This is a genomic window from Acinetobacter sp. UBA5984 (genome assembly GCF_002429925.1).
Taxonomy (GTDB): Bacteria; Pseudomonadota; Gammaproteobacteria; order Pseudomonadales; family Moraxellaceae; genus Acinetobacter; species Acinetobacter variabilis.
On the sequence record NZ_DJBE01000062.1, the window covers coordinates 1 to 12,754 of the forward strand.

A 12,754-nucleotide genomic window follows, 5' to 3' on the forward strand; every position below is an offset into this window, starting at 1 on the left:
AGGTCTGCCCTTTTGTAAACTCAGATTACTTCACAAGTTTACGAAGATCCTGGCTGAGATCTAAATATTTATCTGCTTCAAACGCTGCATTCTTGCTGATCAGTTTTTTCAGGTGACGCATTTCTTTTGCCGCATTTACAGTGATACCGCCAACAATAACGCCATCAGTCACACCAAACATCACGAATGATGATTCAGCGCGAAGCTCTGGATTGATTTCACCACGAACTTGCCATTCAGCAGCCGCCATGTCACCCACGAACTGGTAGTTGATGTCCAACTGATCTGTCCAGAACCAAGCTGGATTAGGCGTCGGATGCTCAATGCCCATCACATGGCGCGCAAAGATCCCTGCTTGCAGGTTGGCATTTTCCCAAGTTTCTACACGACGGTGGTTACCAACAGTCACGTAATTGAGTTGCCACATCACCTGCCGCATAAATGTCTGCATTTGAAGTCTGGCAGTTTTCATTCACTTTAATCGCGAAATCAACATCCAGGCCAGCTTCTACAGCCAATTGTGCATTTGGCACGATACCGATACCATAAACTACAGCATCAGCACGAAGCTCTTCACCACCCTCAAGGGTAATCACAACTTCTTCACCGTCTTGATTTTGTTCAAGTCGGCAGTCTGCAATCTTGGTTTCCAGACGAACATCGATACCTTCCAAACGTTGTTGTTCTAACAGGAACTCGCTCAGAATACGTGGCGAACAACGGCCCATGACCATAGGCCCCATTTCGATCACAGTTACTTGGCATTCTTTGAAACGTGCAGAAGAAGCCAGTTCCAGACCGATCACGCCACCCCCAATCAAGACAATACGACGGCCTGATTGCAACACAGGTACTAAAGCTTGTGAATCTTCAAGGTTACGCAAGGTATAAACGTGTTTACCCAGCGCATCGAAGTTTGGCAGACGACGTGCTGCGCCGCCAGTGGCAAGCAACAGTTTGTCATAAGCAACAACGTCCCCATTTTGAAGTTCAACCGTTTTCACTTCAGCGTTGATTTTTTTCACGCCATTGCCACGAATGGTTTCTACACCAAGTTCCGCCAGTTTTTCTTCTGACAGAATTTCAATCTTGGTCTCTTCAGGTTTTAGAATCACGTCTTTAGACAGTGGTGGACGCTCATAAGGAAGATGCGTTTCATCACCGATCAGAATGATTTTACCTTCGTATTTGTTGCCACGAAGTTCTAAAATCGCGCTTGCACCTGCCTGGCCAGCACCTACAATTACGATGGTTTCGATGTTGCTCATGTCTTTAACCTTTTAACTCTGCAGATACGATGCCGAAGCCCGCAATCCATTCACTGATTTCTTCATAACAGTGCGTTGTCATTTCGTACTCACCCATTTCGCTTAAGGCAGCGAAGGCAGCCATCCAAGAACGGACTTCCTGACCACCACGACCACCATCACGGCGGATTTCAGCTTCAGTCATCGCTTCTAATGTTGCAAAATCAGCATTCTTGAAGGTTTCCAGCAGGGCAATATCCCATTCAGCATTCAAAGGCACGGCAACTGACGTATCCCCTGCTGCCAGCTTTTGACCCACTGCAATAATTTTGGATTGACGTGCATAACGTGCTTCAGGCGTTGGATAACGGCCTGCAATCAGGAACTCTTCCACTTCTGGTGGTACAGCACCCATTTGCGGTGTAGGTGGATCATGTGACAGACCACCGGTACCTAAAACAAGCACACGCTCGTTTTCAAGGTTTAAAGACTTGATGTATTGACCCACAGCACGGCCTAAAGCGATGGTACGCTTGGTAGTTGGCATCGGTGCTGCAGCGCCATTAATAAAAATTGTAATCGTTGGATAACGGTCAAGTTTGCCTTCACACAGGAAATGTAAGGGCTGAGTCACACCATGGTCGGCTTGCATGCGATAAGAATATGCAACGTCCACACCCTCATCGAGTACACGGCGAATCAAAGCCAGTGCTTTGTCTTCTGGCACATCAATGTGGTCATTGTCTTTACCGTAGTCCCAGTCCCCTGCAGCCCTCGCGCGGATCCCCACGCAGAAACTTGGCATCAGGTCATAGAAGAAACCATTAAAATGGTCAGGACCAAAAGTGATGATCAGGGTTGGGTCGTAAGCTTTTACTTCAGCAGACAGTTTTTCAAACGCTTCACGAACAGCCTGCTCTTTGCGTTTTTCCTGCGGTGAAGCAAATTCCATTAAAGGACTGTGCGAAGCACAAATAAGTTTAACGGCCATGAGAGACTCCTTAAAAGGAAGGCAGCCAAGAACAGGCTGCCGAAAAGTCCATTTCAGACTAGATTTTTATTCATCAAAGAAACCTGCACGTGGTTGACGTAAACCACGGATGCCCAGGCCGCATTCTGCGTTAATCAGAACACCAGTCAGCGGGCGGTTATTTTGACGAGATGCCAAGAGCACGTAGGAACCAGTCATGTCTTCAGGTTCAGGTAAGAAGTTCAGTGGCATACCACGGGCGATTTTCTCAGGATCACGTGCATCGAGCAGACCAAGATTTTCCTGACCCAAAGATGCAGCACCTTTGATGTTCACATTCATACCTGATGGCGCAACGGCATTGACTCGTACTTTAGGTGCAAGTTCGTAAGCCAGTTCTTTCATAATGCCTACACCCGCATGTTTCGATGCTGTGTAAACCGGACCGCCACCTGCAGAGTAAAGTGCAGAGTTAGACAGCGTGAAAATGATCGAACCCTCTGATTTAACGAGCTCATCCAGTGCAGCTTTCGCACCTAAGATCAGAGATTTGGTGTTAATCCCCATAATCTCATCAAAGGCTTTTTCCAGCTGCTCACCTGAAGTATTGACGATATCGGCATAGTGATCCCAGATACCGGCATTACCCACGAAACAGTCGAGTTTACCGTAACGCTCTACAGTCGCTTTAACAGCGCGGACGTTGTCTTCATAGCTGGCCACATCACCTGCGATTGCCAGCACACGGTCACCAAAACGTGCGTTCAGTGCATCGACTTTAGACTGTGAACGTTGAAGAACGGCCACTTGTGCTCCCTCTTCCAGGAAACGTTCTACGAGTGCCCAACCGAGACCTGAACCACCACCAGTGATCAGTGCAACTTCGCCTTGTAGCCAACCCATGATTACTCTCCTGCCATCTCTACGTATAACGCACCATCTTCAAGTACAACTGGGAATGTTTGAATTGGGTCAGTTGCTGGTAAGCAAAGTGCCTGACCTGTTTTCAAACAGAAACGAGCTGCATGAAGTGGACATTCCACTGTACCATCATCTTCAAGGTAGCCTTCAGACATAGAAGCATTACCGTGTGAACAGCGGTCGTTCATTGCAAAGAATTCGCCACCGTTGTTGAATACTGCAAGCGCTTCGATACCGTTTACGCCGCAATCCACTTTTAACGCTTCGCCTTCGTCTAATTCGTCAACTTGGCAAACAAAAATCTTATTCATTAGAAGAACACACTCAGGTTATGTGAGTTATAGGTAGCTTGGTCAAGAGTGATCTTACGGTTGAAGATCTGGAAGCACAGACCGCCTTCAACTTTGCGGATCTTGTCATGACGTTTACCACAGTAAATCGTAACGTCTTTCTCTTTCTGGGTACGGTACAGAAGGTATGTCACGTACACATCGTATTCGCCTTCAACTTCAGTCGGCTCAACAATCACGTTGTTCACCATGTGAGTGGTACGTGATGGAGGCTCTTCAGCCCAAGCCATACCTGTTTCAAGACGTGCAACACGACGCTCTAAAAGATCTTTCGTATCGTTGAATACCCAGGTAGTAGGTGGTTCAACTGAACGACGACGGTCACGCGTTTGAGCGTTTGGTGTAGTACGTAGCGTGTAAGAGATATCTTCAGCTAGCGTGTCTAACCATTCGCGGAATTTCCAGTCATCAAGAAGCTTGGCTTCTTGATACAGGAACTGACTAATTTGGTGATGAAGTTCTAAACTGATTTGACTCATTTCATAAGCTCCTTCTCATATTCGTCAGCCGCAGCTTCAACGTCTTCCCATTTTTCATGAATCAATAAATCTGCCCAACGGCGGTACATACCACGTGCTGCAGTTTCAGAGAAAATATAGTTAGTGATACCCGGGATACCATCTTCACGTACTTTCTCGTTGCCTTTACCCATTTCCATAATGAGTTTGTTTTGACGTGCTTTGTAACCACGTAAAACTTTTTGGATTTCGATCCAGTTTTCAGAGTCATCTTGCTCCAGGAAGCCTGCAGGACCGAAGGCACGTGTTGCAGAACGTTCAAATGCTGCTTGTACATCTTCTGGCGCGTCCGCATCACAGATACAGAATGCCCAAACTTCAGTTTTGTTTGGACCACGTGGGTGCCATACACGAAGAGTCGCAGTACCGTTCAACCAAGACAATGTAGGGAACATGGTGTTATGACCTGCAAGACGCAGTGCACGAGTTTCACCTAGGCGTTCTTTCACTTCTTCGTAAGTTTCGCGGAAGTAGTTTGCAACTTCACCATCAACCCATACGTTTGCATCTGGTTTCTCTGTGAAGAAGAAGCCTGAACCGTGACCGCGTGAACCGTATTGGATCGCGTCTTTCGCAGTTTCCCAAACTGGACGAGCAGTTTGTGCAGCACCTAATTTCTTAGAAGATTCGTCATCTGGTTTCGCACCCAGCACCTGAATTGCAGATGCGTGAGAGAACAGTGCGTGGTATTGGTCAGATGCGAACTGTTCAGCTGCAAATTTCCAGTTACAGTCGATTTCCCATTTGTGTACACCACCCACGATCACAGTACCGCCTTCACGACGATCTATAACACCGTCCAGGTACCAAGCGATATCGCCCATGTATTCTTCTAGATCTGGCGTAGTTTCATCCCAGCAACCGAAGATTAGGCCTTTGTATGATTTAACACGGTTAACTTCTACCAGACCCCATTGCTCTTTACATGCACCATGTGGGTAAGCGCGATCTTCAAGCGGAATGTCTTTTAGAGAACCGTCAATACTGTATGACCAGCCGTGGTATGGGCAAGTGAACGCACGTGTATTACCACAGTCTGCGAAGCTTACGCGCATAGAACGGTGACGGCATTGGTTTAAGAATGCTTTGATTGAGCCGTCTTTTTGGCGTGCCACGATGATTGGATCTTCACCCATGTAGGTATTGAAGAAATCGCCAGCCTTAGGAATTTGGCTTTCATGGCAAAGGAATAACCATGTACGACCGAAGACACGTTCAAGTTCTAATTCGTAAATGTCAGGATCTGTATAGATAGATGGCGTGATACGTCCATTTTGTGCATCGACTAAAGCGTCGATTTCGCGCACATCAATTTTTCCACTCATGAAAAGCTCTCCTGTGACCAGTTATGGCACAAAGTAATAGACTCAACTTTTCAACGATGATGGATTTTAGGGTGGTTTTGGGGAAATATTTTTTTTGTTTCAATTAATAGTTTTAAGCAATTATTCTAGGCGTGTATTTTTATATTAAAACACTAATCAATCCCTCCAAGGCATTTACTTTCTAAATGACAAAATAATCTTCACGACATAGTTGTTTATAGATTATACTCTTCTGAAATTATAGTAAGACATTTTTTGGATTACTCGACGGGCTGATGATATGGAATTACGACACCTCCGCTACTTCATTACTGTGGCTGAAGAACTCAACTTCAGTAAGGCAGCACTCAAACTTTACACGGCTCAGCCATCACTTAGTCAGCAAATCAAAGATTTGGAAGAAGATGTCGGTGTCAAACTGCTACACCGTACCAAGCGTAAAGTCGAACTGACCGAAGAAGGTGCTGTATTCCTAGAACAGGCCCGCCTGACGTTGGCGCAGGCTGATAAGGCGATTGCCATGGCCCGTCAGGTCTCACAAGCCAAGCAGCAGATGCTGCGCATCGGTTTCGTCCCTGTCGCAGAGATGAAAATCTTCCCCTATATCTTGCCAAATCTACGTGTACAAAACCCAGATTTAAAAATTGAACTGCTCAGCCTGAACAACAATGAGCAGATGCGTTTGTTAAAAAAAGGTGATCTAGATCTGACATTTACCCGTCATAATTTCAATAGTGATGAAATTGAAAGCCAGTTCGTGATTCGTGAACCGCTGATTTTTCTCCTGCCTAAAGATCACCCCTTAGCAAAATACGAAAGAATCCCTGCTAAAGCATTGAATGGTATTGATTTTATTATTCCATCAGCAGAGCAGTCCTTGACCCTGAACCAGGCTATTCTGGACTTTGCCAAAGCCAACGGGATTGAATTTAATATTGTCCAAAAGGCGGATAATATTCTGTTCAATATCAACTCGATTGGTATGGGCTTGGGCTGTACCATCCTGCCGGGCTATATCGCGCCATTGACCATGAACAATACTGTAATCCGCCCGCTGGATGTAGAACTTCCCTTTTTAGATGTGTATGTTAGCTATCGCAAGGATAGCAATTCAGTCGCAGTGAAGAAGTTCCTAGAACTTCTGACTCGCGTATTCTACCTAGACATTAACCGCGACGAACCACATTAATTTTCTATTCTTATAGCAGCACACGTAATTTCCTCTGAGAATACGTGTGCTTTTTTGTTTTTATTTTTTCTGATCAAAATTTCATTTTATATTCATTTTTCCTATGACAGACTACGTCTAGCTTGGCTTCCAACATCTCTGACCATGGCTTATTAGGTTTAATTTTTGCTCAAATTAGGCTTCTTTTACAACTTAAGTCTAATAAGAAGTCTAAGGCTCATTTTAATTTTTGAAATTCTGATTAATAGCTAAAAAGCATTAAAAATGTTTAAAAAATTCACTGAATGAAATGGTGTTCATTTGGCAGCTATAAATCAAATATTTTAGAAAGAAAAAAAGGATGAACGAAGCCATCCTTTTTTAAACTGAGTACGACTTATTTTACGCCGTGTACAGCCAGGTAGTTTTTGATCACAGTGTTGAACTCATCTGATTTTTCAACTTGAGACCAGTGACCACATTGACTGAAGATGTGTGCATCAGCATTTGGCACGATGTTCAGGATATCCCAAGTACGAGAAACCGGAATCACCACGTCTTGAGTACCGTGAATCAATAATACAGGTACAGTGATGTCTTTCATTTTTTCGAAGTCTAACGGGAATTCGAAACGGTCACGGTCACGTGCGCCCACTACATCCATCAAACGGTTTGATGCATAGTCATTTGCAGCAGAAGCAAAACGTACTTTAACCAGTTCATCAGTAATCAGGTCTTTGTTCACGACAAACATAGAAAGGGTTTTCTTGATCCCTTCTTCTGTAAGAACTGGGTTTGCGTGAGCTTTGAGTGCAGCAGTCTGTTTCGCACCGCCCGTACCCATAGACACGATACCCAAAATGCGATCTGGATAATCCAATGCCATCTGGAATGCTAACCAGCCACCCAGAGAGTTACCCACTAACCAGGTTTTTTCGATACCTAAAGCATCTAGAGTACGTACGGCATGATCCACCCATGCACGAATACCATAAGCAGTACCTGGTGCAACCACAGTTTGACCATAACCAATGGTATCGATTGCGATACAACGTGCTTGTTCACCAATTGAAGGTAGGTTTAACCACCAGTTTGCAGCAGCAGACACACCAGTACCTGAACCGTGCAGGAACAGAATAGGCGTACCCTCACCAATTTCATGGTAGTGAGTCAACTCACCTTCTGCAGTTTCAATCCATTTGTCTTCTAAGCCGAAGAAAGGATCTGTTTTATAATCAGGGATTTGAACAGTGCTCATCATGATTCCTCTTACAGTTTCTTGCTTGCGTGTTCCTCGATGACGAGAACTCGACGTCAAGTTGACTCATTAAAAATGATCTTTTTACAGTCTTATATTAACCGCTCTACTGTCTTCAACTGATATAAAATTACGATTGCATACTACAAAAAATATATTATTTAAGTATTTGTTTTAATTAATTATTTTAAATTTAAAACCCTGTTTAATTTAAGGCTTTGATTAAGTTCTTAACTCAAAAAAAAGCAGTCAGAATACTGACTGCCCTTAAAATGCGCTTAACTTAGAATTTATGGGTATAAGTCGTCGCTACGCGGTATTCCTGAAGATCTGGTTTAGTAGGATTTGCAAAATTTACATCAATATACATCGCTTGGATGCCTAAACCTTTTAACTTACCCTCTGGAACAGTGTAATTCGCAATCAGATTTAGCTCATCAGTATTAAAGTTTTGATCACCTGATTGAGCATCATAACCTTTGAAATAAACTGCAGTTGCGTTTAAGCCTTTGGCACTCATTTCAGAGAAGTCATAGCCATAAGAAACATTCCATGACTTTTCTTCTGGTGCAGTAAAGGTTGCAACGCCCCAGTTCACCAGATAAGGCTGTGGCACCCAGCCGCCAAGTGTTGGAAATGCAGTATCATCAAACATTTGTTGATAACCCAGACCTACAGTATGCGCACCATGATTAACTTTTGCCCCTACTGACAGTGCCTGATTATCAATCTCACCATACAGTTTGTCACCTGACTCCGAGTTATCAAAATAATGCACATGGCTATCTAATTTGGTTTTTTCGCCTAGCGCAGTTTTGTAATTCACACCCAAGTAATGCTGTTGGTAGATATCTTGAACATCTGCATACCAGTAGCTACCACCAATTTGAGGCGTGAACTGATGATCTACACCGGCAATCCACATACCATCAGATGCTTCACCATTATCGTAATAATTTTTACCTTTCGCAGGCGCAAACAATGTTAAGTCACGAAATTGATTGTCATAACGATTGTTAATCTTATCAATGTAAGCCACAGTGAATTTAGTATCTTCCAGAATATCCTTAGATTCTAACCAGGCACCGCTATAAGTAGTGATGAGCTGACGGGATGGATCAAATACCAGTACTGGAGATACAGGCAATAACTCACCCACTTTCAGCTCAGTCTCAGACACTTTAGCTTTTAAGGTTGCGCCAACTTTACCAAAATGATCTTTAGATTCTTTGCCATCGTGAGGTAACACCCAATCCGGATTTTGATCACGGCCTTTAAGTTTAACTGCATGTTGAACCAGAACATCTGCACCAACCTGCATCCCACCACCGATATCGTGATAGCCTGATTTGGCATCCAAAGTCACGCCTTGAGACCAAGAACCCCAATTACGTGAAGAAAAATCATCTTGATACTGACGGTCTAGATAAAAGTTTTTAAATTTGAGTTGAACATTGCTGTCGTCAATAAAGTCTGCATTCGTTGCGGTTGTCCCTAAAGTTGCTGTCGCAGCAAGCATTGCTATCTATAAGTTTTGACGACGCATGGCTTATTCCTAGTAATCAAATTAAGCTATGCCGCTATCATGCTCAACTCTAGTTTTTTAAAATCCGACTACAGTATTAAAATTTTTCTATTAATCTCTATAGATAGAATAAGTATGCTGAAATTTGAAAAAGACTTATATTTATAAACAATTAACTAAAATAAAAAATTAACCAGATAATCAATAGACCTCTTGCGTTAGTCAAAATTTAAACAGCCCAAAGCTACATTTTATAAGGTTTTAGCCAATTCAAAAATTAGGTAAAACGATACATTCGCAAGAGGTCTAATTCAAATTTTTGTTTCTTCTATTAATAAGAGCAATTATTTTAAAAACTTTAAGATAATATTTTTTATTTATCGTTTTTATGTTTAAAGAAAAAATTAAACTAAAATAATCTTCACCTAGCACTATAAGTAAAATATCTGAGATCAGAGTTTTAATATATTATTAAAACTACTTCATAATAAAAAAGCATCCGATTCGGATGCTTTTTTATTAGCCTTATTTTAATACCACGGCATTAAAAATTAAGCTTGTAACTCACGCGCTTTAGACATAGTCAATGCCAAATCTTCAATCATATCTTCCTGACCACCAACGGTACCACGACGACCAAGCTCAAGCAGAATTTCACGAGCAGATACGCCATATTTTGCTTCAGCACGTTTAGCGAACAGCAGGAATGAAGAATAAACACCCGCATAACCTAAAGTTGCAGCATCACGGTCAGCACGGATCTGATGAGTCATCATTGTGATGATCAGATCTTCTGCAACGTCTTGTACTTTAAACAGGTCAACACCAGTTTCCATTTGCATACGGTTTGCAACCGCAACAAACAGTTCAAGTGGAGTATTACCCGCACCAGCACCTAGACCAGCTGATGCCAAGTCAACACGTGTTGCACCTGCTTGTACAGCAGAAACAGAGTTGGCAACACCCATACCCAGGTTATGGTGACCGTGGAAACCAATTTCGATGTCTGAACCCAGGTTAGCACGTAAAATACCTACGCGATCAGTCACGTCTTGCGGAAGCATGTAACCAGCAGAGTCAGTGACATAGATACAGTTAGCACCGTAAGACACCATTTTTTGTGCTTCTTCAAGTAATTTTTCTGGAGAAGCCATGTGCGCCATCATCAGGAAGCCCACAGTGTCCATACCCAGTTTACGAGCAGCAGTAATGTGCTGTTCAGACACGTCTGCTTCAGTAGAGTGAGTTGCAACACGGATAGTTGCTACACCTACATCATGCGCCATTTTCAGGTGATCAACAGTACCAATACCAGGAAGTAAAAGTGCAGAAACTTTGGCTTGTTTCAGGTTTGGAATCACCGCTTTCAGGTATTCTTCATCAGTTGCAGCTGCGAAACCGTAGTTCACAGAGTTACCGCCAAGGCCGTCACCGTGTGTGACTTCGATTAAAGGTACACCTGCATCATCCAAAGCAGTTGCAATCGCAACCATTTGTTCAGGTGTAGTTTGATGGCGCATTGGATGCATACCATCACGTAAAGTCATATCATTAATAATAATCTTAGACATGAAGGTGCTCCTTAAGCTTCAACTGCATTTAAAACACGTTCTGCGAACATTTCTGCGGTACGTGCAGCTGCTGCAGTCATAATGTCGAGGTTACCTGCATATTTAGGCAGGAAGTCACCCAGACCTTCAACTTCAAGGAAGATCGATACGCGGTTGCCATCAAATACAGGACCGTTCACCAGTTTGTAACCTGGTACGTATTTCTGAACTTCTTTGATCATCGCGTGTACAGATTCAGTGATTGCCGCCTGATCTGGTTCACCTTCAACTAGACAGTGAACAGTGTCGCGCATCATCAGTGGTGGCTCAGCCGGGTTGATAATAATGATCGCTTTACCTTGTTTCGCACCACCCACTTTCTCAATCGCACCAGCAGTAGTACGCGTGAATTCATCGATGTTTTTACGCGTACCCGGACCTACTGATTTAGTAGATACAGTCGCGATGATTTCACCATAGTTCACAGGCTGAACGCGAGAAATCGCAGTAACCATAGGAATAGTTGCCTGACCGCCACAAGTTACCATGTTCACGTTTGGCACTTCGCCAGCTGCAAGCAATGCTTCAAGGTTCACTGGTGGTACGCAGAATGGACCAATCGCTGCAGGCGTCAAGTCAATCATGAGCACGCCAAGTTCATTTAACTTGCGACTGTTTTCAGCGTGAACGTAGGCAGACGTTGCATCGAATGCAATTTTGATTTCATCTTCAACTACGTGAGGAAGTAGACCGTCTACGCCTTCAGCCGTAGTTTTCAGGCCCATTTTCGCTGCACGAGCAAGACCTTCAGAAGTTGGGTCGATCCCCACCATCCATACTGGCTCTAACCATTCGCTGCGTTGCAGTTTATAAAGCAAGTCAGTACCAATGTTACCTGGACCGATCAATGCACATTTAATCTTTTTCATGAATGTACTCTCTTGTATTCCCTTATTCAGCAGCAAAAACAGCTGTTACTGAACCAAAGCCTTCAATTTCAACTTTGAATTCATCGCCCGACTGAGCCACGACCATTGGACCCAAAGCACCAGTCAAAATGATGTCGCCTTTTAATAATGGACGGCCACGGCGTACCATTTCGTCTGCCAGCCATACCGCAGCATTTAATGGATTTGCCAGACATGCTTTACCCACGCCTTGAGAAACCACTTCGTCGCCACGTGTCATGACCATCTTGCAGTTCACAAAATCAAGGTTTTCCAGTTTGACCGGCTTAGAGCCCAGAACGAATACAGCAGAAGATGCGTTATCAGCCACAGTATCAATCAGGCTGATTTTCCAGTTTTCGATACGGCTATCGACCACTTCTACTGCAGGCAATGCATAATCAGTAGCACTGATAATGTCTGCATACGTATGTTTTGCTTTGGTTAAGTCTTCTTTGATCGCCAATGCAATTTCTGCTTCAACTTTCGGTTGAATCAATAGACCTGCAGGAATCGCTTCACCATCGCCATAGGCCATGTCGGCAAACAACATACCGAAGTCAGGCTGATCTACGCCAAGCTGTGTTTGAACCACTTTCGATGTCAAACCAATTTTACGACCTACCAGACGGCGACCTTCCGCCAGAGCACGCTCGGTATTTACTTCCTGAACGGCATAGGCAATATCTACGTCAGCACTTTCACCACCAAGTTCCGGGCGAATCGGTGCGATCGCAGTTTTTGAGAGTTCAGCAGTACGTAATGCTTGTGCAACTGATTCAACAACAGCAGAATTCGACATCAATGTTTCCTTAAACTGCAAAAATGAGGCTTATGCCGAGAACTAAGACAGGCAAAATGTTCTGGCCTGATCATTTCGATCATTCCAATAAACAATTGCGCCTAGTATGGGCATATGAATAAACAGTTTTAGGATGGGAAAAATACGACGTGAATGCCAATAGTTATTTTATT

Annotated in this window: 11 protein-coding genes and 1 pseudogene; 1 reads left to right on the forward strand and 11 read right to left on the reverse strand. The window is 43.6% G+C overall.

Features of this window, described 5'->3' with window-relative positions:
* Positions 1–25 precede the first annotated feature (25 nt).
* The 6 genes and pseudogenes from hcaD to hcaE form a co-directional block, all read right to left on the reverse strand.
* Positions 26–1,268: pseudogene (gene hcaD, locus B3J29_RS10280) on the reverse strand (3-phenylpropionate/cinnamic acid dioxygenase ferredoxin--NAD(+) reductase subunit).
* A gap of 4 nt (positions 1,269–1,272) precedes the next feature.
* Positions 1,273–2,238 (reverse strand): 3-carboxyethylcatechol 2,3-dioxygenase, encoded by a 966-nt coding sequence (locus B3J29_RS10285; RefSeq protein ID WP_208461831.1) that lies wholly within the window; start codon positions 2,236–2,238, stop codon positions 1,273–1,275.
* Positions 2,239–2,304: 66 nt separating this feature from the next.
* Entirely contained in the window at positions 2,305–3,120 is an 816-nt protein-coding gene (gene hcaB / locus B3J29_RS10290) for a 3-phenylpropionate-dihydrodiol/cinnamic acid-dihydrodiol dehydrogenase (RefSeq protein ID WP_286965324.1), read from the reverse strand.
* A 2-nt stretch (positions 3,121–3,122) separates the two neighbouring features.
* Positions 3,123–3,449 (reverse strand): 3-phenylpropionate/cinnamic acid dioxygenase ferredoxin subunit, encoded by a 327-nt coding sequence (hcaC, locus tag B3J29_RS10295; protein ID WP_004781817.1) that lies wholly within the window; start codon positions 3,447–3,449, stop codon positions 3,123–3,125.
* Entirely contained in the window at positions 3,449–3,967 is a 519-nt protein-coding gene (gene hcaF / locus B3J29_RS10300) for a 3-phenylpropionate/cinnamic acid dioxygenase subunit beta (RefSeq protein ID WP_286965327.1), read from the reverse strand. Before hcaF ends, hcaC begins: the two co-directional genes overlap by 1 nt.
* Positions 3,964–5,331: a 3-phenylpropionate/cinnamic acid dioxygenase subunit alpha gene (gene hcaE, locus B3J29_RS10305; RefSeq protein ID WP_286965329.1), complete on the reverse strand. Its 1,368-nt coding sequence runs from the start codon at positions 5,329–5,331 to the stop codon at positions 3,964–3,966. The genes hcaF and hcaE overlap by 4 nt, the downstream gene beginning before the upstream one ends.
* Before the next feature lie 280 nt (positions 5,332–5,611).
* Here hcaE and hcaR point away from each other — a divergent pair, with 280 nt between their 5' ends.
* On the forward strand, positions 5,612–6,520 hold the full coding sequence (gene hcaR, locus B3J29_RS10310; protein ID WP_208461827.1) for a DNA-binding transcriptional regulator HcaR: 909 nt from the start codon (positions 5,612–5,614) through the stop codon (positions 6,518–6,520).
* Between the two features lie 376 nt (positions 6,521–6,896).
* Here the strand turns inward: hcaR and B3J29_RS10315 are convergent, their stop codons facing one another.
* The 5 genes from B3J29_RS10315 to B3J29_RS10335 all read right to left on the reverse strand — a co-directional run bounded on the left by B3J29_RS10315 (position 6,897) and on the right by B3J29_RS10335 (position 12,581).
* Positions 6,897–7,757, reverse strand: coding sequence for an alpha/beta fold hydrolase (locus tag B3J29_RS10315; RefSeq protein WP_262477316.1), 861 nt, complete (start codon positions 7,755–7,757; stop codon positions 6,897–6,899).
* Between the two features lie 283 nt (positions 7,758–8,040).
* The gene (locus B3J29_RS10320; RefSeq protein ID WP_262477317.1) at positions 8,041–9,276 is read right to left on the reverse strand and encodes an OprD family porin; all 1,236 of its coding nucleotides are present in this window, start codon (positions 9,274–9,276) and stop codon (positions 8,041–8,043) included.
* A 557-nt stretch (positions 9,277–9,833) separates the two neighbouring features.
* Positions 9,834–10,853, reverse strand: a complete 1,020-nt coding sequence (dmpG, locus tag B3J29_RS10325) for a 4-hydroxy-2-oxovalerate aldolase (protein WP_262477944.1) — start codon at positions 10,851–10,853, stop codon at positions 9,834–9,836.
* A gap of 11 nt (positions 10,854–10,864) precedes the next feature.
* Positions 10,865–11,761, reverse strand: a complete 897-nt coding sequence (locus B3J29_RS10330) for an acetaldehyde dehydrogenase (acetylating) (RefSeq protein ID WP_286965338.1) — start codon at positions 11,759–11,761, stop codon at positions 10,865–10,867.
* A 22-nt stretch (positions 11,762–11,783) separates the two neighbouring features.
* Positions 11,784–12,581, reverse strand: coding sequence for a 2-keto-4-pentenoate hydratase (locus B3J29_RS10335; RefSeq protein WP_262477946.1), 798 nt, complete (start codon positions 12,579–12,581; stop codon positions 11,784–11,786).
* Between the last annotated feature and the right edge of the window lie 173 nt (positions 12,582–12,754).